This is a genomic window from Nostoc sp. DSM 114159 (genome assembly GCF_053470285.1).
Genome location: NZ_JBPFEH010000001.1, coordinates 5866378 through 5892162 on the forward strand (window position 1 = coordinate 5866378; position 25785 = coordinate 5892162).

Below are 25785 nucleotides of genomic sequence, written 5' to 3' on the forward strand. Positions count from 1 at the left end.
TTCTGGGTGCAAACTGTACCAGCCGTACCAGTCATATCATGTCCGGTTGAAGACTTATCATTTAGAGGGCAGTTCTTGCTGGGGGCAGGGGGAAAGAGACTTTTGGGATTTTTGCACAGATACGGTAATCATAAGTGATTAGCCGGACATGATATCAATACTTTTCGGATAAACCCAACAATCTCTTTTTTGGTTTGCGGGTAAAGGTAAATTCAAACCTTTTCCCTTTCCCCTTTCCCCAAAACCCGAAAAGTATTGCCATACCAGTGACGAACTGCTAGCCAAATCGCTGAAAGCAAACCCGCTAAACTAAGGGTTAGTCCGCTAAACGGTACTAATAATCCAAAAATAGGTAGTATTGCTCCAGCAATAGTAGCCACGATCGCAGCCAGGGAAGCACTGCGGCTAGCTCCCAATCCCCATGTTAAAATTAGTAAAATGATGGAAATTAAAGTCCAAGCCAATTGAGCATTGATAACACGAGCTAGATAGGTCAAAGTCAACAGACAAGCAAAGAAAATACTAGCAGCGATCGCAATATTTCTAAAACTCATTGGCAGTGACAAATATAACAACAATATCCACCACAAAAATATTGCCGGTGCTAGTAATAAAAGCCGGGGAATGATGCCAGTATGACGAATGGGGTCAGTGTTAGTAAACACCCCAAATGGATTTTTGACTGAAACATTATCGTCAAATTTCCAAGTAAACTGAGTACTACGTCCATTAACTTTAATCTCATTCGGTACAACACCACTAGCAAAATCAGCCGGAGCAAAGTTGGCAATTGCTGTGAGGCGAAAATTAGAAAGCAACTGTCCGGCGGCGCTGTAAACCCAGCGAGGCCCGCCTTGAGCCTGATAGGTGACTCGAAAGGTGGTTTCTTCTCCTGGTTGCAGCTGGAAGGGAAAGCCATAGTCTCCCGGATTAGTTTGTTGTAGCCTAGTGCCGTTACGCTCTACTTTGTAGCCAGCAAGAAGTGTGTAGCCGTTAGGTGGCGATGCTTCAAAAAAGAAATTATTAATATCCTTGAGTTGGTTAACTACTTTATAATCAGCAGTGTATTCCACGCGATAAATTGAACTGCGACCTGGAACATCTACGCTTTGGTCTAGCTTGACTTGAATTTGCGAACCACCCAGCGTTAAGAACCGGTTAATCTCTCGCGTATCATTGACTTTGACTATCTTGCCATTGGCTTGCGTGGTATAAGAGTATGGCTCCTGGATAGTGTAGCGGATCTGCGGGGCAGATTGTTCGAGCTTTTCACCTGCGACACTTTCAGCTACTTGAGCTACCTTTGTTTGTTCCCAGTAGTGATAGCGATTGCTCAAAGTCGAACACAGAAAAAATCCCGGAACTAACAAGACTAATACTAGAGTTAAATGCTGTAATCCCCGTAACAGTTGGGAATAACGAACAGCCCATTCGCCAATGAATATAAACTGTTCCGGCTGACTGCGACGCAGAGAAAAACTGATGAGTGCGATCGCAACTCCTAAAGCTACGACCAAAAATACTAATAACAGTGAAGCTTTGAGCGCTTGGGTTCCAAATTGAACAAGCTCAACTGGATGCGTCAAATCGGGTAATCCGGGAATACCTTGAGCAGAAGATGACATTGGTTAATTTTTGCAGAATTTGGAGAACCAGACCAATAAAATCTCTTAAAAGTTTCTGGACAATAGTTTTATTTGATACCCAGACAATTGAGAGAAGTGCTGCGTTGGTGTAGCCACCCGTAGGCATCGCTCTGTTCCTGACTTGCTCGACTGTAACTTGGTATAAACACCAAAAACCCGGTTTTAATGACCGGGTTCTTGAGGGAAAACAGTGGGGATATATTCCCCGAAGGTTAGTTATAGAGGTTCAGTATAATATCGATGCTCTGATATTTACTACCACGCCATTGTTACCCATTCCGGAAAATTAGCTAAGAATTTTTGACTAGTCTTCTTTAGACTTGTCGCTTCATAAGGTAGAGTAACGATTAGCAACTGGAATCAGACAGAAAAATGCTAGACATCAATCGGGTTTTGAAAGAAGACGCCTGCTGAGGGCATTGACTGGACTAAACCGTAAGGCATTTGATGAATTGTCGCAAGGCTTTGAAATTGTACTCAACCAAGAAGTCGATGCCTGCGGTGGTCACTGAGCGCCTAGTCAATTTATTTTCGTCGTCAGACTGTAAACCCTGTAACCCACAGCGTACAACCGATCTCAGCCCCAGCGATCGCCGTTTCTACGTCTAAAGATACAAGTTTTTTTAATTTTGAGATATTAATCAAAGATTAATGAGATATTAAGTTGAAAAACTAGTTCAGATAGAAACTTATCATGACCGAGCAAGAGCTTCAATCCCTTTTTAATAACTTAGATACCGATGGAGATGGCAAAGTATCCATTAATGACCTTTTTTTAAGTCCTGGCTTAAGTGCAATCATTTCATCAGAAACAAATACCACTAGTCCCCAGGAATTGCTAGTAAATTATGATTCAGACAAAGACGGCAGTATTACTTTTGAAGAGTTAAAGGAAGCAGTTGAGAAAGCAAATAATTTAAACTAGCAACCCAATCTCTAACATCCAATACCCAATAACCAAAAATCCCTCTCTAGCCCATGCTTTGAGGGATTTGTAATTTTCATGGTCATTGGACTTCTTGGCAAAAGTCGGGAAAAGGTGAAGGGGAAAGGGGGAAAGGTTTGTTATTTTCCCTTTCCCCTTTTCCCCTTACCCTTTACCCCGCTTGCGTTTCCTTGGCGAACTACTAGTTGCTTGTTTGAGGTTAACTTGACACCATTTGAGCCTCAACGATCCGGCAGGTGAAGTGCTTTCGGTGTTCTACATATACAAATTGTTTAAATTTAGGTTAACCAAAGGTTATGCAATGAATCGCAACTATCTTATAATACCTCTAAACTACAGTAAATCTCTCGGCTTACCGAATTTAATAGAGGAGGAAAATTTTGAGAAACAAGCGGCAGCATAGTTGGAAGTTAAACTATATCAGGAAACAAGTTCACACTTGTACTATTAAAGCTTGGCAAGCTATAAGAAACTGGGGGTTTATATCCCTATTTTTGGCGGGAGTAAGCTTAAGTATAGTGATGAGTGCTTGCTCTGGAGCTAATGTTGATAACACTGGTAATAGAATCGCCACTTCAGAGCGTGATGTCAACCTAACGTTTGTTTCTTACTCAGTGACAAAGGCTGCATACGAGCAAATTATTCCACAATTTGTAGAAAAATGGAAAAAAGAGCATAACCAAAATCTGAAGTTTACTGAAAGTTATGATGGCTCTGGTTCTCAAACCCTAAATGTGATTGATGGTTTAGAGGCTGATGTGATACACCTATCACTAGCCCTTGATGTTGACAAACTGGTTCACACAGGTTTTATTCAACCGGGTTGGGAAAAAGAAGCACCAAATAATGCAATTGTCACCCAATCCGTAGGTGCGATCGCTACTCGTGAGGGAAATCCCAAAAATATTAAAACATGGACAGATTTGACAAGACCAGGAGTGAGCGTACTGACAGCTAACCCGAAAACATCTGGTGGTGCGCGATGGAACTTCTTAAGTTTATGGGGTTACATAATAAAAACTGGTCAGAATGAGAAGCAAGCATTAGATTTTACTTCCAAAGTTTATAAAAATGTACCTGTGCTGCCCAAGACTGCTCGTAATGCCAGCGAATTGTTCTTTAAACAAGGTCAAGGGGATGCTTTACTTAACTATGAAAATGAAATGATTTTATCAAAACAAAAAGGCGAAAAGTTCTCATATATTGTCCCTAATGTGAATATATCTATTGATAATCCAATTGCTGTGGTAGATAAGAACGTCGAGCAACATGGAACTCGGAAAGTTGCAGAAGCATTTGTTCAATATCTCTATACCCCAGAGGTACAACGGGAATTTTCTAAAATAGGATTTCGTCCTGTAAATAATACGATTGTAAAAGAATTGGGTAGTAATTTTCCTAAAGTTAAAACTCTGTTCAAAGCAGAAGATTTAGGAGGATGGAACAATATTCAACAGAAATTTTTTAATGAAGGTGCTATTTTTGATCGAATTCAAGCTCAGAAATCTTCAAAATAAATAGCTTGAAATTCTCAGAATTTTTACAACCTACATGATTATCAATAGACCTCTTGGCATTTGTGCTTTTTGCACTCTTGGGGAAAAAAGGGTAAAGGGACTTTTGCAGAACTTTTTCCCTTCCCCCCGCCCCTTATCCCCACAGGGGACCCCACCCTTCCCCTTTTCGCGACAAATGCCAAGAGGTCTAATGTAGACCATAAGCCATATTAGAGAAAAGCTTATGGTCTATAATCTTAGATAAATATCCAAACAAAAATTACTATTTAAAGAACTTGAGTTTAACTAAATCGACTATCATGAAGAGAAAGTTCATACTCTTATCTGCTAATAAAAAAAGCATTTATGGCTGATTTTTAGTGATAAATCAGTTTTTCAACAACCTTATTATTGTCTCCAGCTGCTTGAGCAACTGTAAAAGATTTATTCCCAGAAGCTTGTTTAGGAAATTTGCTATTAATTTGAACATGCAAGCCTGGTAATAGAACCACTTTAGCTTCTTTATTATCTGTCGGACTAGATACTAAAGTTTCTTTCATCTCATTAATAGTTTGTTGCTGGTCTTTAATAATTTGAGTTAGTTCGTTAAGCCTTTGAGAGTGTAATTCATCCAATTTCTGATGTAGTAGTTCAATATTTTGACTGGCTTTAAGATTCACTTGGTGGTCGATTTCGGCACTTCTGCGGTCAGTGTCAGACTGGCGATTCTGACTCATCAATACAATTGGCGCTGTGTAGGCTGAAGCAAATGAAAACACTAAGTTGAGCATGATGAACGGTGAATTATCCCAGTGGGGAACTCCTGGTGTCAAGTTCATTCCCACCCATCCGGCCAAAATGGTACTTTGGCAAATCAGGAATTTCCAAGAGCCTACATGGTTTGCTAATTTATCAGCAAGCTGTTGTCCGGGCGTTAATTGCTCTATTGATGCGTCTGGAGCTTTCTGTGCAAATTGAGTGTTTTGAAGTGCTTGTACATCAACGCTATTTGACAATATTTTTTTGGTTGTACTCATGCTACACCTGTTTTGTTAATTCAGTATGTGTTTGGCTTGATACTTTAAAATTAAGGTTTACTGTCGATAGAAGCAAATATTCTTTTTTTTCAAAACGATAAATAGAAGTAATTGCTCGTGAGAATCCCAGCGATGTATACGATGGTCACTAAGCGGCTGGTGAGCGGAGTCGAACCTGCCGTACCCCTCCTCTTAAGCAAGCTAGCAAGAGCTTCTCGTAGAGAAGGGTATCAGTGTCTCAATTCCGAATCTAGCTGCAAAAACACAGGAAATTGTTAAATAGCATTGTATACTACGGTAAATCTATCGGAATAATGTATGATATTTTCAGTTCTACTCCCAGCACAGGAATGTTGCGATCGCATATTAGCAAAATTCCAAAAGAAACAGGCGAGTGTGAACACCACCCTACAGATCAAACTCTGGAGAATCTACATGGGCTACAAACATATAGAAGTTAAACAAGTTGCTGGTTTCATCGGTGCCGAAATCGGTAGCGTAGACCTTTCCCATCCTCTTTCTGACGAGCAAGTTCAAGAAATCCGTAAAGCATTATTGAAATGGAAAGTTGTGTTCTTTCGTGGTCAGAACATAGATCATGCTGCCCAGGTTGAGTTTACATCTCGTTTCGGTGAAGTAACTTTCGCACATCCACTCGGAGAGCCTGAACCAGTACCAGGATTCCCACAGATCAAACCCGTAGATCGTAAGCTCTATGAGAAGCAGTACGGTTTTCGCACTGGTGGTCCTTGGCACACAGACGTAACGGCAGCTATTAATCCACCAGCAGGGTCAATTTTACGCGCGGTTAATGTCCCCAGCTTCGGTGGTGACACTCAGTGGAGTAATCTAGTTGCGGCTTATGAGGGACTGTCAGCACCCCTTAGGGCACTAGCAGACACATTGAAAGCTGAACATCGCTTTAATGGGGGCGGGTATCAGCCCCGCAACGGCAAATTCGACGAGCGCATTGCTGTCAATCCACTAGTCTCAATCCACCCAGTAGTCAGGGTTCATCCTGAGACTGGCGAACGTGCGTTGTTCGTGAACCCTGGCTTCACCTCGCACATTATTGACGTGTCACCACAAGAGAGCAAACTGTTACTTGAGTTGTTCTTCAACCAAATCACCAAGCCTGCCTACACCACCCGTTTCCGTTGGAACAATGGTGATATCGCGTTCTGGGATAACCGCGCCACTGTGCATTTAGCTCCTCAAGATTTAGATCATTTGGATGTGGAGCGTCTGTTATATCGCACCACTATTACTGGTGATGTTCCAGTTGGAGTTGATGGTTTCCGCTCCCAAGTGGTTCAAGGTGAGGTGTTCAACGCAGAAGTACCAACTGTCTTCAAGCAGAAAGCTGAGTCTAAGGAACCACAACCAGTGCTTTCGTAAACCTGAGTCCTGTTAGCTTTTTTCAAAGCAGTGCTGAGTAAATTTAAAAGTACTCTGAACCGAATGGCACGCTTGTTAAGATACAGCCTTGCTCTGACTGATTAAGAGCTTATACCAAGCGTGAAAAATGATTGCGACAGATGGAAAACTGAAACATTTATCCAATGGATGTTTCACAATCCAAAATCGTTCGACTGAGCGACTTGCCTTGAGCGAAGTCGAAAGGAGCCGAAGTCTAAAATCTAAAATCCAAAATGGTATTAGAGGCTCTTAACCCATTCTGGGAGGCTCTGCCTCCGATCTTCTTGACAAGAGGCAGAGCCTTTTTTAAATACATTCAGCGATGTGAATATTCTCGATTATGACCATGTAGAAGGAGCAAAACTAATTGCAAGGTTGCAGGAGCATATTAAGCAACCCCGGTTTGCCTATCGGCACCAGTGGAGCAAGGGCGACCTGCTTTATTGGGATAATCAGGCAACATCTCACTACCGTCCTGAATTTAATGCCAATGCAACCCGTGTTCTGAAACGGGTCAGCCTTCGGGCTAGCCGTCCGTTCTAAAGTTCAGCTAGCTAACATTTGTAGATTATTTCAGATACAAAGACAAAGCATTTTCTTCTTTTTCTCTTAGAGAGAAAAGGGAGAAAACATAGTACAACAGTGCCTAAATTTTTACCTAAAGGTATCAACATCAAAGTTATGAGAAAAGTGCAAATTGGCAAATATTCAATATCCAGACGTGATTTACTCTACGCTTTCTATGGATTAGTTTCTTTTACGACTTTAGCCAGTTGTGGTACAAACAAGACCAGTATCGGCAATAGCATTGCCAGTAACACTAGTATTAAGAGTAGTAGCAATACCAAGCTGGTTCGACTTGGCTACCAAGTTTCTGGGGATCTAACACACGAAAAAGGCGTAATTGAAAAACGTTTAGCTCCTCAAGGAATAGGTGTTACTTGGTCTCAATTTGTATCCGGGCCACCGCTATTAGAAGCCTTAAATGTGGGTAGTATCGACATGGGGCCAACAGGTGAAACACCACCTATTTTTGCTCAGGCAGCTGGTACTAATCTGATTTATGTAGTTAATACGCCGCCAGGTACTGGAGAAGGTTCAGCAATTGTTGTGCTAAAGGATTCTCCAATCCAAACATTGGCAGGTCTTAAAGGTAAAAAAGTTGCTTATTCTAGAGGGACGGCTCAGACCTTTTTTGTGGTGAAAGCGTTTGAAGAGGTAGGGCTAAAAATCAGTGATATTGAATCAGTGAATCTAGCAATTGCAGATGGAAGAGCAGCGTTTTTGAACAAGACGGTTGATGCTTTTGTAGAAAGCGATCCTAGTCTGATCAAGCTGCAACGGGAAGGCACTATTCGAGTCTTACGAAACGCCCAAGGAATTAAGACGCCAGGAGGTTATTACCTAGCTTCACGAGATTTTGCCACTAATAACGCTGACCTCTTGAAAGCAATTTTGTCAGAGTACTATGAGATTGGGCTGTGGGCAAATAAAAATAGGCGGGCTGCTGCTGAAATCCTGGCACCGAAGGTCAAGACTGATGTCGATACTATGGAGTTGACGCTGACAAGAAAAAAATATGACATGAGACCAATTACTGAGGAAGTAATTAGCGCTCAACAAAAGATTGCGGATCTTCTATATCAACTGAAAGTTGTGCCTAAACTAGTCGATATTCGAGGAGCAACTCTAACTGCCCAACAGTATGCAGCAATTACACCGGATGCCGTTAGGAATAAGGCTTAATCTTTGAATCAGCAAGCTTGTTACAAAACCAGACGCGATGCCCTTCTCTACGAGACGCTCCGCGTAGCTTGCTTCCCCGGAGGGGTACGACAGGCTCAGGGTAAGACCTACGGCGGGAAACTACGCATTATCCTATAATTATTTGCGAAACTAAATATTAGGTACTCTAAGATTTAGGATAACATCGTATAATTCCGCTAATGAAAATTTGGAATAGACAACTAGGCGATCGCGTAAGTAATATCATTTACCAATATTTACCCGCCTTTCGCTGGCGTAATTTTCGCCTGTTTTTTGGGGGACAGTTACTATCAATGTCTGGGACATTTATGACCCAACAGTTAACTATTCCTTGGCTGGTATACGATTTAACTCAATCAGCTTGGTTGTTGGGAGTTGCGGGCTTTGTACAATTTTTACCGACGTTATTAGTGATTCCGTTTTCGGGCGTATTGTCCGATCGCTGGAGTCGTCGTGACTTGTTAATGCTGGTGCAGATATTGGGAATTAGTGTTTCCCTGGCTTTGACAATTCTTACCTTTAGGAATTGGATTACGTTTCCCATCCTATTGGTATTGAGTGTTCTCAATGGTTTGCTCAAGGGATTAGATATGCCCGTGCGCCATACAATCGTCACCGAAACCGTAGACGATCGCGCCGATTGGAGTAATGCGATCGCTTTGAATTCAGTGATGTTAAGTTCCTCGCTGGTATTGGGGCCAGCTATGGGCGGGATTTTGATTGCGACGCTAGGGGTGAAATATTGTTTTCTCTACGATACCCTCAGCTATATTCCTGCTATCTTTACCCTGCTAGCAATGCGGCTGAAAGTCCGACCTACGCAGATCCTAACGAGCCTTAGCGATACTTTACAGAAATTGCGGGAGGGCTTTGAATATGTCTCCAAGTTCCAGCCGATTAGAGCAATTTTATTAATACTGGCGTTACAAGGTTTAGTCGGGATGTCTCATGTCGCGCTCATGCCCATCTTCGCAGCTAAGATTTTAAATGGGGATGCAACTACAATGGCTCACCTCAGCACCTCAGCGCCCATTGGCTCGTTGTTTGCTTGTTTATATCTGAGTGTTAGGCGAGGGATTGCAGGCTTAGAGCGTTTGATTGTAGCCGCTCAAGTCTTGATTGGGATAAGTTTGATTTCCTTCTCACTATCGCGTCAAGTTGGATTATCCATAATCATACTGGTGTTTACAGGCTGCTTTTCTATCCTTCTGATTACCAGTAGTAATATGATTATCCAAACCCTAGTTGCCGAGGATAAGCGGGGACGGGTGATGAGTTTTTATGCCCTAGCAATGGTGGGTATGATGCCCTTTGGGAATCTGTTAGCTGGAACTTTGGCACAGAATTTTGGTGCGACTAATGCCTTGATCGTCTGTGGCAGTCTAAATATCTTAGGTGCGCTATGGTTCTGTGCACAATTGCCAGCAGTGAGCCGTTGGATTGATTCTTAAATTTTATAATCATTAACTCCGGTAACTCGATTGGTATATAGTATTTAAGTCCTAGCTGTTGTAAAGTAATGCTCATAGCTTTGCAATCCTTTAGGCAGATCGAGTGTACGAGAAAAGTGCAAAGCCTTTGGTAACAACATTCTAGTAATTCATTAAAAATTAGCTTGAGGACGCACCGATGAAGTTAATTGCACCTCCCAGCTGCCTGTAGAAATGTCACAACGTTATTAAGTATCCCAACAAAAGTAGAGCAGACAGTATGATCAAATATGTAAATCTTGGCAAAACTGGACTCAAAGTATCGCGTGTCACCCTCGGCACGATGACTTATGGCTCCCGTAAATTGCGCCAATGGGTATTAGAAGAAGAAGAAAGTCGCCCATTTATAAAACTGGCTTTGGAATTGGGGATTAACTTCTTTGATACCGCCGATGTGTATTCCTTGGGCGCCAGTGAAGAAATTGTCGGGCGAGCGCTCAAAGACTTTGCAAACAGAGATCAGGTTGTGATTGCTACCAAAGTACATGGGAAAGTCGGCGATGGCCCAAACGATCGAGGACTATCTCGCAAACATATTTTTGATAGCATTGATGCTTCTTTGCGGCGACTACAGACCGATTATGTAGACTTATACCAAATTCACCGTTGGGACTATGAGACACCAATCGAAGAAACCTTAGAAGCACTTCACGATCTTGTGAAAGCAGGTAAAGTCCGTTACCTGGGGATTTCTAGTGTTTACGCATGGCAGTTTGCCAAAGCCCTTTATACAGCAGACATTCACGGCTGGACTCGCTTTGTATCAATTCAAAATCACTACAACTTAGTCTATCGAGAAGAAGAACGAGAAGTCATACCTCTAGCCCGAGATCAAGGGATTGGTATTATTCCTTGGAGTCCTCTGGCGCGGGGCTTTTTGTCAGGGAATCGCAGTAAGTCAGACTATGGGCAAACACTACGTGCAAAAACTGACGAATTCGCTCACAAACTCTACTATCAAGATTCAGATTTTCAAATAGTTGAGCGCGTAGTTGAATTAGCTACAAAACGAGGGGTTAAACCCACACAAATTGCCTTAGCTTGGCTATTACATCAACCAGGTGTAACATCTCCCATAATAGGCGCTAGCAAGATCGAACATCTCAAAGAGGCTGTCGAGGCGGTGGATTTAGAACTCTCCGATCGAGAACGCAAATTCCTAGAAGAACCTTACACACCCCATCCCATTTTAGGGCATGAGTACCCTTCTGGAAATCGCCCATAGAGCAACTAAGTACTTGATCGACCCTTGGATTGCGATGTGCTACGTCGTTTTTCCGTCTTGTTCAGTCAGGGTAAGCATATTCAGGTGTTGATTTGGTGACGATCGCGGTCAAAGTACCCCACCATCGCGAACTTGTTACTGCTGCGCTTGAATTGACATAGGTTTTCAGTTTACAGGCTGAACATGATGCAAACACCAATTAAAGCTAGTAAAACGGCGATCGCCACAAGGGGTAATAGTGGTCTGGGATACTATTACGCTCAAGCGATCGCATTTATTTCTGTAAATGGATCTATGGCATGAGATGAGGTTGTTCCCACAGTAGCAGTAATATAAAAAGGAATTAACCCAGATTTAATATCTGTAACAATTTGCTGTTGTAGTAATTATGGACACATTCTATAATCAGCATCAATCTCAATTCAATGGAAATTTTCTCGCTTAATTCTCGCTACAATAGCGGCTTTCTCAATTTCGGAAACTTTTATGAAAATCTACTATGTAACTTTAAATAATACAGATGAAGCGCGTCAAATTGGTCGGGCATTACTAGAATGTAAGTTAGCAGTTTGTGTCAATTGGTTCCCGATTACTTGTGCTTATAGTTGGCAAGGAGACATTACTGAAGAACCAGAAGTTGTTTTAATTATCAAAACTCAAGATGGTTATGCTTTAGAAATCGAAAAACTTATTCATGAGCATATTAATTATACTAATTTTATCGCCGAAATTTCTCCAACAGCAATTAATCAGGGTTTTGTCAATTGGTTGAATGCAGAAGTTTCACCACGCTCACAATAGAAATTAGCTAATACCATTTCTTCCCCTGCTTCCCTTGACTTACCTTAGTTTTGCTACCTCGACTTCGCTCGGCACAAGTCGGCACGAGTCGCTCACGGCAAGCCTTCTCCTCTACTTACACAGCGATAGGATATTTTTTTAGTTGGAAGTTCCTTATGCCTCAACAAGCTTATTCTAACTATTTTACTGGAGGTCAAAAATGGCAATTCTCAAACTAGAAAATGGAACTCTCTACACCGATTTAATTCACATTGCTCAGGAATTAGCCCCTCTGAATATTCAAATTAATCGTCAAACGGTAGGAGATAACCCCAGACTCCAACATTTGTTAGCACAGGATAGTCTCAACGAAGATGAAAAAGAACAAGTACTCAAAGCAATAGATAGTTACTTTGAGCAACTACAACAGACAGCCGATTATAAATCTCGTGATTTGGTTGTCCTTCATCAAGGGATTCCTAACCTCGATGAGTCAATGGCAAAGTTTGACCAAATTCATACCCATGCAGATGATGAAGTCCGCTACATCATTGATGGAGAAGCAATTTTTGGCTTTGTACGTTCTGATGGTAGTCAAGTAGAACTGACAGTACAACCAGAAGAATATATCAACATTCCAGCTGGAACCGAACATTGGTTTTATCTTACCCCAGCAAAGCGAGTGAAAGCAGTACGCTATTTCATCACCACAGAAGGTTGGATACCCCAATATACAGGCAAAGAAATTCGCACCCGCCAACCTCTGCTGAGTTGAAAAGGCAGAAGGCAGAAAGTAATCCCCATAAATAAATTTAGGGACTTTAAACCCGTTCCACAGAGGACAAAAATATATTTTCTGCCTTCTATCTTTCTTCGCTCAATTCTAAATTATCAAACATTACGAATTACAAATTAGTATGAAGCGGATTGTTTTTTGTGACTTTGATGGCACTATTACAGTTGACGAAACTTTTGTCGCGGTTCTAAAAAAGTTTGCACCAGTAATTTCTGCAAAACTACTGCCTGAAATGTATGCTAAAAGGCTGACACTGCGAGAGGGAGTCAAGGAAATTCTGCAATCAATTCCATCTGCAAGTTATCCAGAAATTCTGGAATTTACTAAACCTCAATTAATACGTCCTGGGTTTATAGAATTGTTGGATTTTTTGGAGTTTCAGGGAGTTTCATTAATAGTAATTTCTGGGGGACTACGGGGAATGGTAGAGGTCGTTTTGGATGGGATAGTGCATAGAATAGAGAGAATTTATGCTGTAGATGTCGATATTAGCAGTACTTATTTAAAAGTAAATTCTGAATACGAAGGAGATACAGAACTGATCGCTAAAGTGCAAGTTATGGATCGGTACCCAGCCGATGAAAAGATCGCGATTGGTGACTCCATCACCGACTTAAATATGGGATTGCAAGCTTCTGTTGTCTTTGCACGCTCTCCCTTAGCAAAATATTTAGATGAACACCAAAAACCCTATATTTCTTGGGATGATTTTTTTCAAATCCGCGATTATTTAGCAAAATCATGGAGTTAAACCCAACAATAGCAGATCCTCGTTTGCAACTAATTGGCACTGCTCGGTATTTTTACCAACAAGGTTGGATGGTAGGAACTGCCGGCAACCTCTCGGCTCGATTAGCTGATGGTAGTTTTTGGATTACAGCTAGTGGTAAATCTAAGGGTAAGTTATTACTCAACGATTTTGTTCTGATTGCTCCAGATGGCAAAATAGAAGCATCAGCCACCCAGGTGATACCTTCAGCTGAAACAGCTATTCATCAATTAGTTTACCGCCTGTTTCCAGAATCACTTGCTTGTTATCATATACATTCTGTTGAGAGCAATTTGGTTTCTCGTTTGGTTGAAGATGATAGTTTACTTTTACCACCCCTAGAAATGCTCAAAGGTTTGGGAATTTGGCAAGAAAATTCCTGTTGTATAGTGCCAATTTTTGCTAATCATTTCCAAGTTGCCCAGATTGCTGGTGATATTGAACAACGCTTTGCCGTCACTCCACCGCAAATATCCGCATTACTAATTCGAGATCATGGTTTGACAGTTTGGGCTTGTTCTCTTGAAGCTGCTCGTAATTATATTGAGTTATTAGACTACATCTTTCGCTACATGGTTGCTGCCATTCGCTTAGGCATAAATATCTGAAATTCTACTTGATGGCAAAGTTAGAGGGGTCTTGATCTCGTCGATGCTTAGTGGCAATGGGGGCTGGCTGCCCATCACCTGCAAGGGCTGCGGTTTTTTCTAGGGATTCCCTCAATCGCTTGGCTGCGTAGATAGACATGTCTCGTGGTACATTAATGCGATCGCGCAAATATCGGAGAGCGACATCAGATCCCGATGGGGGTACACAGTCTTCCCCTGTCATCATGTGTGTTAAAGCACAACGTAGCGCTAGATCGAACAATTTATCATCTAAGGGGTTGACTCGGATAATATTGATCCGGTGGTCGATAGTTCGTTTAAGAGCTTCCATACGGGAGTTTTTCGGCTCTGGATAAGTAACATCTGGTAGTCCAAACCAGGGGCCGTTATCCACCCGCGCTTTATTGAGAAGCATCTGGGTTTCGCCGTTTTCCCAACAGCCCCCCATCTGGGGCGGCAAATCATGTGCGTGGGTGTGAAAGTCGCTCTGGGTACCGCAGTAGGTTGGTCGGCTTTCCATTGCCGCAAACCATGCGCTTAAACGAGGGTTTTCCTCCCGCAGTGAGTAGCCCTTGTAGTAGTAAAGGCTCGCATTCATCCGTTCGAGATATGGCGTAAAAATGACATCGACGATGCCGAAGCTATCTAAAAAGTAAGGGCTTGGGGCGCTACTCAGAGCCTCCTCGACCCTAGCCACCACTCCGATAAATTGTTCTCGGTTGCGTTGTTCTTGTTGAGAGGAATCGGTTCTAGAGCATAGCCAAACGCACCAGGCTCTAAATAAAAGTCGTTCTAATTGACGTAGAGGAAGCACCGTGCGGTCTTCCATCCCTTGGTTCAATGGAGCAAATATCTTTTCCAAAGCGATCAAAATGTCATCGCTTTCCTTAATAACCCGTCCATCTAGCTCGATCGCGGGGAGCATTCCTGATGGTACCTTACGTTTGTACCAACTTTCTTTCTCCCCATAGCAGAACATTGTCACTTTTTCGATGCGGTAGGGGATCTGTTTTTCCTCTAGCCATAACCAAACTTTTTGACAGTAAGGACACCAAGCATGGTTATCGCGGTACAGCGTTACCCGCACATCAGATTCCGGCTGACCAAACAAGCGCAACCTAGCTCTAGCGTTGGTGGGACCATTAACGGTATCTATTTGATAGTCCGTGAGGGTTTCTAGTTCTTCCCAGCTTAAGGGTGCGGTAGTCATAGGGGGAGTTTCGTAGAGCAATACTTAGGACAATTCTATACTCTACAATATTTTCAATTACACCAAGGCTGAATTTAACCGATAGGTTCGCCCATCAATTCTTTCCACTCTTCTTTAAGAAAAAGTTGAAGTGACGATACCGCCTTCAAAGGTTTTGGCAATTTGGCATAACTTGTCTTTGAATTGCCCTTTAAATGAGATATCAACAGAACAGACGCAAATCGCCAGTTGTTGACCCAACGCTGTAGAAGAACTCAGCAGCCCACCCACAGCGCTCGGTCATCGCTTCACCACAACTGGCTAGTAATGTACTAGAAAATACATCGTAAATGTGCAATGGCGATGCCTATGGCCATAAATTGCGCTCTTTTCCTACTTAAATTTTGCTGAATTTTTGAGAGTAAAGTTCATCAGACACTTTTTTTAGTTCTGGTTCAACTACTGTCAAATGTTGCTCTAAAATTGCCAAATTCCGAATGTTGGACTTATAGAAAGCATCAAACAAATCACCTACTAAAGGCACAGTACCAACGACTGTTTCCAAACCTACATTAAAAATCATTTTGGCTAAGTCTTGACGCGGGATGCCAAACTGAGTAGCTAAAAATATAATGTAAGCTGAAAACGCTGTACTGATTAAATCACCAGCACCTGGAACTAGACCAATGATTGGGTCTATGCCAATGCGAAAACCTGTCAAAGGGATACGTATTGATGTATCCATCAGACGGCTGAGTTTGCGGATGCGATTTAGAGTAGCAAGGCGTTTGGCAGCGTCCATAATTGACCATATTTACACTACTTTTAAATTGCACCATTTTTAGTTCTTTGTCTTGTACCGTTAGAAATAACAAGTGTGAATAAAAATCTTGAATACTGCCTAAAAAAGCATTATAACTAATTAGCCAGACATGATATAAGACGTTTTCTCCATAAGTTTGCATACTCTCTAACATCTCTGCCGCCCAGTCATCTTTACCCCTCGTACCAATGCATAGATATATTGCAAATCCAGGAAGGTCAGGGTGTATTAGTGTATTCGTAGGTGCAGGTAAACAGCAAGTTTCTGCTAGCGTAAATCGACACTTACTGCTTTGATAGCCGTTTGCAATTGAATCGAGTACAGACCTTCTTAGAGGTACGGCAATGCCGTGTTTTTACCCGCTTACTTTACTCCAAACATATTTTTGGCAGACTTCGCAGGCGGCTTTTGCTTCCTCGGTTTGCGGATTGGTGAAGATGGGATGGTAACGCAACCTGTCGCAACAGACTTGCAACCATGCACGCCAACCACCCCGCCACAACCTTATTGTTCCATCATCGCTGCCACTAACTATCTTTTGCCCATTGGGGCTAAAAGCTACTGACCAGACAGAATCTTCATGTCCCCTAAACGGTTGACCAATGGGGTTACCTGCTAAATCCCATAACTGCAATGTGTTATCGTCGCTACCACTAACAATTATCTGCCCATCAGGACTAAAGGCGACTGACCAAACATAATTCTCGTGCCCCCAAAATGGTTGACTGATGGGGTTACCTGCTAAGTCCCATAACCGCACTGTGTTGTCAATACTGCCACTAACTATCTTTTGTCCATCGGGACTAAAAGCAATGGCGGTGACAGAACCTTCGTGATCCTGTAAGGAGTGACTGAGCAGGTTACCCTTGATATCCCATAACTCCACTTTCCCTTCACGACTGCCAGTACCTATCTTTTGCCCATCGGGACTAAAGGCAATGGCGGTCAGTTCACCTTCATCTACCCGTAAAAGTTGAGCGATGGAGTGACCCTGTATATCCCATAACCTTACTGTCCCGTCATCACTGCCAGTAACTATCTTTTGCCCATTGCAGCTAAGAGCAACTGAAAAGATAACATTCTCATGACCACGCAAGGGTTGAGCGATGGAGTGACCCTGTATATCCCATAACCTTACTGTCCCGTCATCACTCCCAGTGACTATCTTTTGCCCATCGGGGCTAATAGCGACTGACCGCACAGAATATTCATGCCCCTGAAAAGGTTCACCAATAGGTTTGCCCTGGATATCCCACAAACGCACTATCCCGTCACTGCTGCCGCTGACTATCTTTTGCCCATCAGGACTAAAGGCGACTGAATTGACTGAACTTTCATGCCCCTTGAAGGGGTAAGTAAGCGGATTGCTCGTTAAATCCCACAACCGCACTGTTTGGTCACGACTGCCACTAACTATCTTTTGCCCATCAGGACTAAAGGCCACTGACCAGACAACATTTTTATGCTCCCTAAACGGTTGACCGATGGGGTTGCCCATTAAATCCCACAACCGAACTGTGTTGTCGCTACTGCCACTAACTATCTTTTGCCCATCAGGACTAAAGGCCACTGATAAGACAGAATTTTCATGTCCACTAAGCGGTTGACCGATGAGGCTACCCGCTAAATCCCATAACCGCAGCGTTCGGTCACGACTGCCACTAACAATTTTCTGTCCATCGTGATTAAAGGCAACTGAATAGACTTCATGCTCGTGTCCCCAAAATGGTTTACCTATAGGGTGACCTTGGATATCCCACAAACGCACCGTCTTGTCCCAACTGCCACTGGCTATCATTTGACCATTGGTGCTAAAAACAACTGAAAAGATAACATCTTCATGACCGTAAAAGGGTTGACCGATAGGTTGGCCTATTAGATTCCATAGCCGCACTGTCTTGTCCCAACTGCCACTGACTATCATTTGACTATCGGCACTAAAAGAGACGGCAGTAACATAAGCTTCATGCCCGTAAAAGGGTTGACCGATAGGATTGCCCTGAATGTCCCACAAACGCACCGTCTTGTCCCGACTGCCACTGACAATTATTTGACCATCCGGGCTAATAGCAACTGAATATACGGAGTCTTCATGCCCCTGAAATGGTTGACCGATAGGATTGCCTAGTACATCCCATAAGCGTACTGTTCCGTCAAGACCGCCACTGACAATCATTTGACTATCCGGGCTAATAGCAACTGAATTGACAGTACCTTCATGTCCCAGGAAGGGAATGGACACTCTAACTGTTTCCATCACTCTATGCAAGCTGTTCTGAACTGGGGTGAGAATCTGATCTGGCATCTTGTCAAGATTCTCACCTATTGCCTGAATCGCCAAAACTAGACCATCTAATGGTTTGAAAGGTAGTAAATTCAATACCCTTGTAGCTTTTTCTCGCAAAGTAGCTTGGGTGAGTGCCCGCTCTAAAATATTAATTCGGTCTTTTTCATACGCATCACTGCGCTGATAAAAATTCTTCGCTTGAGGTGATGATAAAAACTCTAGCTGTTCCCAATTTTCGCGCACCTCTGCTAACAATCCCCCCTGCATTAAGTATTTTTCATTCTCCCCTTTGTTCACCCACTCGCGTAATACATCTGCTAACCTATCGCTCAACCGCCGCAAATCTCGGTCTTGTTGTCGCCACTCTTGAAACCTCTGCCAACCCTCAATTAAGGCTTCATGGGCTAAATCAATCCAAGCTTTTCCTTGTTCATCTTTCCCAGCTACTAGCAAACGTCCTTTCACTAATCCTTCATCTAGCAATTCACTTAATGCTTGTTGCTGTTTTTGGTTATTACCTACAATGGCTAACAGTTCAGTTTTTGGTTGGCGCTGTCGCGTATCCTTTTCTGCCTCTCCAGTTCGCAATAATCGCAGAAAAATTTGCTTAATCCAGTCCTTCTCCTGTTCATTTCGTTCTTGAGTTGGGCAATCTTGTTGATAATCTTCGTAAAGATAAACATTTTCTGCATGAAAATTCAGCGCCCCTGTCAATCCTTGGAAGTTTTCATACTGTTCTAGGGTGAGTTGATGCTTTTGTTGGTCGCGTTTTTCCCAGAGTCTAGTTAAAGCAAACTCCATCAACGGCAAGTATCCCGGTTCTTTACCAACATCTTCTAAAATTTTCAGTAATAGTCCTTCTTCAACACTATGACCTTGAAGTTTAGCAGGTTCGGTTATTGTCTCTTTTAAATCAACTCCAGTGATCCGCGGCATCAAAACAAGCTGATTTTCAATTAATTTATTTAAAGACGGATAATCTGAACATGATTCGAGAAAATCCGATCGCATGGTAATCACAACTGACAACCGCGAATCGGTCATCTCTACTACCTGAGTCAGCAATTCAATAAATCTCTGCTTTTCTTCAGCAACAGAGACAGTAAATAATTCCTCAAACTGGTTTACTACCAATAAAAATTTTTCTGCACCTGTGAGATGCTCCAAAATTACAGGTAAAGGATTCGTTTCATTAGTAATCAACTCCCAAAGCAATTTTTCTTTTCTCGCTCCTGGAAAAAATACTTTCAGAACTCCTCTCAATTCCTGCAAAGGCTGAAATCCTGGCTTGATTGGCGGTAAAATTTGCCAGATTCTACGATCTAATTCTGGAATCAAACCCGCCTGAACCACAGAAGATTTACCACTCCCGGAAGCGCCAATAATTGGAACAAAGGGATTTTGTGCCAGTTTCCCCAGAATCTTTCTTACAACCTGCTTGCGCCCAAAGAAAAACTGTTTTTGTTCCGCTTCAAAGGCTTTTAAACCTTGGTAAGGACATTCTTCTTTTACCTCAAAGGTTTGAGCTTGGGTTTGAATGTTGTGGTTAATTAGAGTAATGGAACGCCCCCAACCCATGCGGATTGGTTCTTGTCCACTACCTTTGAGTTCTGTAGCAAGTATATCGAAGAGGCGATCGCCTGTCACCTGTCCGCGATCGTTAGTGTTGTCTGGTGACAAACCAGCCAACAAAGCTGTTGTAAAAATACTGTGTTGTTCGCTTTTTTTGGCATAAGCTTGTTGAAAACCTCTGCAAGCAGCAATAAAGTAGTAATCGCGCTGTGAAATAAAGGCAGTCAGAGTTTTCTCGATGAGATTGCGTTCTAAAAATTCACCGCTATGACAGCAATCTAACAGCACTACTAGACTACTCAAGTCGGAGTCTCTAATTAAATTGTTGAGACTTAAAAGACTAATCCCACCTGTTTGCTCAATAATCTGATTGCCTTGAGTGACAATTGTCAAGTCAGAGGTTGCTAGATATGCTTGTAGTGTTCCTAAGCTGTCAGATACAGTGATGCCATGCCCTGTAAAGTAAATTAGCGCTTCGTTTTTAACTGCTTGTTGTTGCAAAAGTGTTTTTAAAGCTTCAGCCAACTTAGTTGTACTAACTTTCCCTTTGAGAACAACGATATCCTCAAAATCACCATGCGCTTTTAGTACCTGCGCGACTGCTTCGGCATCCGTAACTGGTTTTGTGAGATTAGAAAGCTGATTTGTATAATCTGTAATGCCAACTACAAGCGCGTAACGAGCCATCTATACGTATTTAAGTTGTCTGTTACAGAATAAGATAACTTAAATACACCTAAAATCTGAGGGCTTGATGTCGAACATAGAACGTTTAGTCTTTGAAGAAGACGGGGAAATCTATACCATTTTGTTCGAGTCAAAGGAAACGCCAAATATACCAGAAGTTGTCACACCGGAAGTTGATGAGGAGAAAGAATCCTACGGTTTTCGGGAAGAGGCATTTGTCAAGATTGAGGAAGTTCACCATCAAATTCGAGCTTATACCAAATATGCCATTGGCGCTTTTAAAAATTTAGGTGCTGCTGAAGTCGAAGAGGTAACTCTGAAGTTTGGCTTGAAGATAGGCGGAAAAACTGGTATCCCCTTCGTAACTGAAGGTTCGGCGGAGAGTAATTTTGAAATTGAGGTGAAGTGTAAGTTTCCTGAAAATAAGCAAAATTCCAGCACTTAAGGTTTTGCTTTGCCAAGGATAAGCTTTGTACCTTCAACTCTGCTATGAATTTATGAAAGCGATGTTTTTGATGGGCTACGTCTACGCTTTTGATTCACCTTTGGATCTCGGACATTGCTGTTCATAGCTTCAAGTTTCGTGTTCTTATCTCGAACTTCCATGTTCTGAGGTTGAAACTTCGAGTTCAGAACTCGGAACACCGAGCACTTTACTCCAACATCCGAGTTCTTAGCCTCAACATTGCACCTTAGAAGTGCGATATCGCCGAGCTATTTTCTACAACGCTGCGGCTTGAGGCTTGGATTTCCGAGATTTACGGGCGAACCTTTGCCCCATTTCCTCAACTACTCCATTTAAACCAGCGCCTTGTCCACTAGCTTTGGCATAGTTATATACCTGCAACGCGGCTGCATAAGCTTCACTACCCACTGCTATAGATGTATCGTCCAGCAACTCTTGTAATTGTGACAAAGACAGCACTACTGGATACAAAGCTTCAAATAATTGTACGTCTTTCGTATCTCATTAAGGTCAAACGATCGCGGTAAAAACTCTGGGTTCTGTGTCGCCACTTCTAATGCAATGCTTACAAAAGCGCGGCTTTTATCTCCCATCTTGGGTAAAGCTTTCCGCTCCTCGTTACTTAAATCAATCAAAAATGGTAGCTTTTCTTTAATTGTAGCGATCGCTTGCAACACAGCATCTCTATCTGATTGCGCTAGTGTTGCACTAATTGGGGCTGTGGACATAGAAATTAGTCTACAGTATTTTGTTTAGTTTTAAAGTGCTTAAATATATCATAATTTCAATAACACCAATAAAAATTCCAAAGACAAAAGGTGAGCTTTGTCAAAGTGCGGGTTACGCCTAAGCCTTTAGCTCACCATAATTTATACCAATTTGAAAAAAGAATGCGACAAATAGACCACTTGTAGAGACGCGATTTATCGCGTCTTTACCCAAGGATGTGTTGCTTGATAGCCGTTTGCAATTGAGTTTAATACAAACCTTCTTAGAGGCACAGTAATACTGTGTTGTTACCCACTGACTTTACTCCAAACATATTTTTGGCAGGTTTCACAAGCGGCTTTTGCCTCCTCTGTTTGCGGATTGGTGAAGACGGGATGGTAACGTAACCTGTCACAACAAACTTGCAACCATGCACGCCAGTCACCGCGCCACAACCGCACAGTGCCATCTTCACCGCCGCTAACAATCGTTTGCCCATCGGTGCTAATGGCGACAGAATAAACCCAACCTTCATGACCGCGTAAAGGTTCAGCCAAGGGAAGACCTTGCAGGTTCCACAACCGCACAGTGCCGTCATCACCGCCACTAACAATCGTCTGCCCATCGGCGCTAATGGCGACAGAATAAACCCAGCCTTTATGACCGCGCAAAGGTTCAGCCAAGGGAAGACCTTGCAGATTCCACAACCGCACAGCGCCATCAGTACCACCACTAACAATCGTTTGCCCATCAGCGCTAATGGCAACAGAATTGACAAAACCCTGATGACCGTGCAAAGGTTCAGCCAAGGGAAGACCCTGACGATTCCACAACCGCACAGTGCCGTCATCACCGCCACTAACAATCGTCTGCCCATTGGCACTGATGGCGACAGAATTGACATAACCCTGATGACCATACAAAGGTTCAGCTAAGGCAAGACCTTGCAGGTTCCACAAACGCACCGTACCGTCACTACCACCGCTAACAATCGTCTGACCATCGGTGCTAATGGCGACAGAATAGACCCAACCCTGATGACCGCGCAAAGGTTCAGTTAAGGCAAGACCTTGGTGATTCCACAACTGCACCGTACCGTCAGTACCGCCACTGACAATCGTCTGACCATCGATGCTAATGGCAACAGAATAAACCCAACCCTTATGACCGCGCAAAGGTTTCGCCAAGGGAAGACCTTGGTGGTTCCAAAACCGCACCGTGCCGTCAGTACTACCACTAACAATTGTTTGACGATGAGTGCTGATAGCGACAGACCTAACATTGCCTTCATGACCGCGCAAAGGTTCAGCTAAGGCAATACCTTGGCGATTCCATAACCGCACAGTGCCGCCATCACTGCCACTGACAATCGTCTGCCCATCGGTGCTGATGGCCACAGACCTCACATTCCCCTCATGACCACGCAAAGGTTCAGCTAAGGAAAGACCTTGGCGATTCCACAACCGTACCGTACTATCAGCACCGCCACTGACAATCGTCTGTCCATTGGCGCTGATGGCTACAGACCTCACATTCCCCTCATGACCATACAAAGGTTCAGCCAAGAGAAGACCTTGGTAATTCCACAACCGCACCATTCCATCGGCACCACCACTGGCAATCGTCTGCCCATCGGCACTGATGGCGACAGAAGAGACATCATTTTTATCCCCACGCAATGGTTTAGTTAAGGGAAGGCCTTGGCGGTTACACACTCGCACAGTGCCGTCAGCACCGCCAGTGACAATCGTCTGTCCATCGGCACTGATGGCGACAGAAGAGACATTACCCCGATGACCACGCAAAGGTTCAGCTAAGGCAAGACCTTGGTAATTCCACAACCGTACAGTGCCGTCTTCACCGCCACTGATAATCGTCTGCCCATCGGCGCTAATAGCGACAGAATTGACATTACCCTGATGACCACGCAAAGGTTCAGCTAAGGCAAGACCTTGGTAATTCCACAACCGTACAGTACCGTCAGCACCGCCACTGACAATCGTCTGCCCATCGGCGCTAATAGCGACAGAATTGACATTACCCTGATGACCACGCAAAGGTTCAGCTAAGGAAAGACCTTGGTAATTCCACAACAGTACAGTACCGTCTTCACCGCCACTGACAATCGTCTGCCCATCAGCGCTGATAGCGACAGAAAAGACATTACCTTCATGACCACAGAAGGGAATCAAGACTCTTGCTTTATTTACTACCCGATTCAAACTGTTCTGAACTGATGCAAGAATCTGCTGGGGTAGTTTCTCTTGATTTTCCCCCATAGCTTGAATTGCCAAAACTAGACTATCTAGGGGTTGTAAGGGCAATAAATCGTCTACTCTAGCCGCTTTTTCTCGCAACTGGGATTCAGTAAGCGCCCTTTCCATCTCGGCAATCCGGTCTTTGTCGTCGGCATCACTATGCTGGTAAAAATCCTCATCTTGTTGGGATGATTGCAAATCGGCCTGCAATTGTTGCCAGCTATCTCTCACTTGGGCCAGCAATCCCTTTTGGATTAAATATTTGTCATCCGGCCTTTCGTTCAACCATTCCCGTCGGGTATTTTCTAATGACTCGCTCAACGGTCGCAAGTCTCGGTCTTGTTGTCGCCACTGGGCAAACTGCTGCCAACTTTCAATTAAAGCTTCATGAGCTAAATTAATCCAGACTTCTCCTTTTTCATCTTTCTCAGAAACTAATAAGCGTCCCTTAACCAATCCTGTTTCACCATCTAGCAACTCACTAAGTTGTTGCTGTTGATTGGCATCATCACCTGCAATATTTAATAATGTGGCTTTTGGTTGGTGCTGTCGGGTATCCTTTCCTCCCTCTCCCGTTCCCACTAACCGCAGAAAAATCTGCTTAATCCATTCCTTTTCTTGCTGAGTGCGTTCTTGAGTTGGATATTCTTTCTGATAATCTTGGTAGTGATAAACATTTTCTGCATAGAGATTTAACACCGCAGTTAATCCTCCCAAGTTCTCATACTCTTCTTGGGTAAGTTGATGTTTCTTTTGCTCGCGTTTCTCCCAGAGTTTAGTTAAGGCAAACTCTAACAATGGCAAATTTCCTGGTTTTTGTTGAAGATTTTGGAGAATTTTTAATCCTCCTGCTTCTTCAACGCTATGAACCTGAAGCTGGGCAGGTTTGGCGATTGTCTCCTTGAAATCAACTCCAGTTAAAGGCGGTATAACAACTACTGGGGTTTGAACCAGGTGAGTCAGAGAAGGATTATCTAAATAGGATTCCAGAAAATCGCCTCGCATAGTAATTACAACTGCTAACCGCGAATCATGAATCTCTACTACCCCAGTCAGTAGTTCAATAAATCTCTGCCGTTCTTCTTTATCTATACAAACTGTAAATACTTTCTCAAACTCATCTACCACCAGCAAAAATTTTTCTGTGTTAACCACAGTCTCTGCATCATCAATAGGTTTAGTCAGGCTGCCGAAACTGTTGTCATTGTGAGCAATTTCAACTACAAGGGCGTATTGTGTCATCTTGTTTTGTTAAAACTATTGAGAAAATTACCTCTGTGCTTTAAAATACCCAAATTAACGAGTTATTTACCCACTAGAGTTAAAAACTCTAGATTTCAAGTTCAAGTAGCAGTTGAGTAACACGCAGTAAAAGCACAATATTAAAGTCTTAGTGACTGGGATAAGCTCTATACCTTGTGGTTCAGTAGTAATTACGGCAGCAATGTCTAAGGGCGGGCTACGACCAGTTAAAAAATTTCAACTTAAGTTGACACTAATGCAATACTTCTCGGTTAAAGGGAAAAGAAAAAACCTTTAACTCTTACCCGAATGGCACACTTGTAAAGCCCAAAGGCTTGTGTTGTCTTGTTCCCAGCCTTCAGGCTGGGAATGTATTTAAAAGAGGCTCTGCCTCTTGTCAAGCTACTGGAGGCGGAGCCTCCCAGAATGGGTTAAGAGCCTAGAGGCTCTTAACCAGTCAGAGCAAGGGCTGTATTTTAACAAGCGTGCCATTCAACCCTTAACCTTTTCCCAAAACCCGATTCTGAATAAAAAATGCACAAAGCGAGAAGTTTTAGATACCAATGGGCATTAC

Annotated in this window: 20 protein-coding genes and 1 pseudogene; 12 read left to right on the forward strand and 9 right to left on the reverse strand. The window is 42.9% G+C overall.

Going from position 1 to position 25785, the window contains the following annotated elements:
- Positions 1–212: 212 nt before the first annotated feature.
- The gene (locus ACR5KR_RS24575; RefSeq protein ID WP_448268343.1) at positions 213–1625 is read right to left on the reverse strand and encodes a hypothetical protein; all 1413 of its coding nucleotides are present in this window, start codon (positions 1623–1625) and stop codon (positions 213–215) included.
- 712 nt (positions 1626–2337) lie between these two features.
- Between ACR5KR_RS24575 and ACR5KR_RS24580 the strand changes: the two genes are divergently transcribed.
- Positions 2338–2571, forward strand: coding sequence for an EF-hand domain-containing protein (locus tag ACR5KR_RS24580; protein ID WP_448270317.1), 234 nt, complete (start codon positions 2338–2340; stop codon positions 2569–2571).
- A 440-nt stretch (positions 2572–3011) separates the two neighbouring features.
- Complete coding sequence (locus tag ACR5KR_RS24585) at positions 3012–4109, forward strand: sulfate ABC transporter substrate-binding protein (RefSeq protein ID WP_448270319.1); 1098 nt, start codon at positions 3012–3014, stop codon at positions 4107–4109.
- A 356-nt stretch (positions 4110–4465) separates the two neighbouring features.
- Here the strand turns inward: ACR5KR_RS24585 and ACR5KR_RS24590 are convergent, their stop codons facing one another.
- Positions 4466–5125: a DUF1003 domain-containing protein gene (locus ACR5KR_RS24590; RefSeq protein ID WP_448268345.1), complete on the reverse strand. Its 660-nt coding sequence runs from the start codon at positions 5123–5125 to the stop codon at positions 4466–4468.
- A 318-nt stretch (positions 5126–5443) separates the two neighbouring features.
- Here ACR5KR_RS24590 and ACR5KR_RS24595 point away from each other — a divergent pair, with 318 nt between their 5' ends.
- From ACR5KR_RS24595 to ACR5KR_RS24615, 5 genes are all read left to right on the forward strand, one after another.
- Positions 5444–6523: a TauD/TfdA dioxygenase family protein gene (locus tag ACR5KR_RS24595; protein WP_448268346.1), complete on the forward strand. Its 1080-nt coding sequence runs from the start codon at positions 5444–5446 to the stop codon at positions 6521–6523.
- 345 nt (positions 6524–6868) lie between these two features.
- A complete protein-coding gene (locus ACR5KR_RS24600) occupies positions 6869–7087 on the forward strand; it encodes a TauD/TfdA dioxygenase family protein (protein ID WP_445630060.1) in 219 nt (72 codons plus the stop codon).
- 99 nt (positions 7088–7186) lie between these two features.
- Entirely contained in the window at positions 7187–8290 is a 1104-nt protein-coding gene (locus ACR5KR_RS24605) for an aliphatic sulfonate ABC transporter substrate-binding protein (RefSeq protein ID WP_448268347.1), read from the forward strand.
- Positions 8291–8490: 200 nt separating this feature from the next.
- Entirely contained in the window at positions 8491–9762 is a 1272-nt protein-coding gene (locus ACR5KR_RS24610) for an MFS transporter (RefSeq protein WP_448268348.1), read from the forward strand.
- 259 nt (positions 9763–10021) lie between these two features.
- Positions 10022–11026, forward strand: a complete 1005-nt coding sequence (locus ACR5KR_RS24615; RefSeq protein WP_448268350.1) for an aldo/keto reductase — start codon at positions 10022–10024, stop codon at positions 11024–11026.
- A 260-nt stretch (positions 11027–11286) separates the two neighbouring features.
- Here the strand turns inward: ACR5KR_RS24615 and ACR5KR_RS24620 are convergent, their stop codons facing one another.
- Positions 11287–11397 carry a hypothetical protein gene (locus tag ACR5KR_RS24620; RefSeq protein WP_448270321.1) on the reverse strand — a complete coding sequence of 37 codons (111 nt, stop codon included), beginning with the start codon at positions 11395–11397 and terminating at the stop codon, positions 11287–11289.
- A gap of 115 nt (positions 11398–11512) precedes the next feature.
- On the opposite strand from ACR5KR_RS24620, the gene cutA reads away from it, so the two are divergent.
- The 4 genes from cutA to mtnB all read left to right on the forward strand — a co-directional run bounded on the left by cutA (position 11513) and on the right by mtnB (position 13979).
- Entirely contained in the window at positions 11513–11827 is a 315-nt protein-coding gene (gene cutA / locus ACR5KR_RS24625) for a divalent-cation tolerance protein CutA (protein WP_448268351.1), read from the forward strand.
- Positions 11828–12026: 199 nt separating this feature from the next.
- Positions 12027–12581, forward strand: coding sequence for a 1,2-dihydroxy-3-keto-5-methylthiopentene dioxygenase (locus tag ACR5KR_RS24630; RefSeq protein WP_448268352.1), 555 nt, complete (start codon positions 12027–12029; stop codon positions 12579–12581).
- Between the two features lie 142 nt (positions 12582–12723).
- The gene (locus tag ACR5KR_RS24635; protein WP_445630054.1) at positions 12724–13353 is read left to right on the forward strand and encodes an HAD-IB family phosphatase; all 630 of its coding nucleotides are present in this window, start codon (positions 12724–12726) and stop codon (positions 13351–13353) included.
- Positions 13344–13979: a methylthioribulose 1-phosphate dehydratase gene (mtnB, locus tag ACR5KR_RS24640; RefSeq protein WP_445630053.1), complete on the forward strand. Its 636-nt coding sequence runs from the start codon at positions 13344–13346 to the stop codon at positions 13977–13979. The genes ACR5KR_RS24635 and mtnB overlap by 10 nt, the downstream gene beginning before the upstream one ends.
- Before the next feature lie 4 nt (positions 13980–13983).
- Here mtnB and ACR5KR_RS24645 read toward each other — a convergent pair whose 3' ends face one another.
- The 4 genes from ACR5KR_RS24645 to ACR5KR_RS24660 form a co-directional block, all read right to left on the reverse strand.
- Positions 13984–15189 carry a glutathione S-transferase family protein gene (locus ACR5KR_RS24645; RefSeq protein WP_445630052.1) on the reverse strand — a complete coding sequence of 402 codons (1206 nt, stop codon included), beginning with the start codon at positions 15187–15189 and terminating at the stop codon, positions 13984–13986.
- Positions 15190–15391: 202 nt separating this feature from the next.
- Positions 15392–15526, reverse strand: coding sequence for a hypothetical protein (locus ACR5KR_RS24650; RefSeq protein WP_448268353.1), 135 nt, complete (start codon positions 15524–15526; stop codon positions 15392–15394).
- Positions 15527–15565: 39 nt separating this feature from the next.
- On the reverse strand, positions 15566–15970 hold the full coding sequence (locus ACR5KR_RS24655) for a DUF4112 domain-containing protein (protein WP_445630051.1): 405 nt from the start codon (positions 15968–15970) through the stop codon (positions 15566–15568).
- Between the two features lie 376 nt (positions 15971–16346).
- The gene (locus ACR5KR_RS24660; RefSeq protein ID WP_448268354.1) at positions 16347–20537 is read right to left on the reverse strand and encodes an nSTAND1 domain-containing NTPase; all 4191 of its coding nucleotides are present in this window, start codon (positions 20535–20537) and stop codon (positions 16347–16349) included.
- Between the two features lie 67 nt (positions 20538–20604).
- Here ACR5KR_RS24660 and ACR5KR_RS24665 point away from each other — a divergent pair, with 67 nt between their 5' ends.
- Complete coding sequence (locus ACR5KR_RS24665; RefSeq protein WP_322668253.1) at positions 20605–20982, forward strand: CU044_2847 family protein; 378 nt, start codon at positions 20605–20607, stop codon at positions 20980–20982.
- 276 nt (positions 20983–21258) lie between these two features.
- On the opposite strand, the pseudogene ACR5KR_RS24670 reads toward ACR5KR_RS24665, so the two are convergent.
- Both ACR5KR_RS24670 and ACR5KR_RS24675 read right to left on the reverse strand, forming a co-directional pair.
- Positions 21259–21731: pseudogene (locus ACR5KR_RS24670) on the reverse strand (hypothetical protein).
- A gap of 288 nt (positions 21732–22019) precedes the next feature.
- Positions 22020–25211 carry an nSTAND1 domain-containing NTPase gene (locus ACR5KR_RS24675; protein WP_448268355.1) on the reverse strand — a complete coding sequence of 1064 codons (3192 nt, stop codon included), beginning with the start codon at positions 25209–25211 and terminating at the stop codon, positions 22020–22022.
- Between the last annotated feature and the right edge of the window lie 574 nt (positions 25212–25785).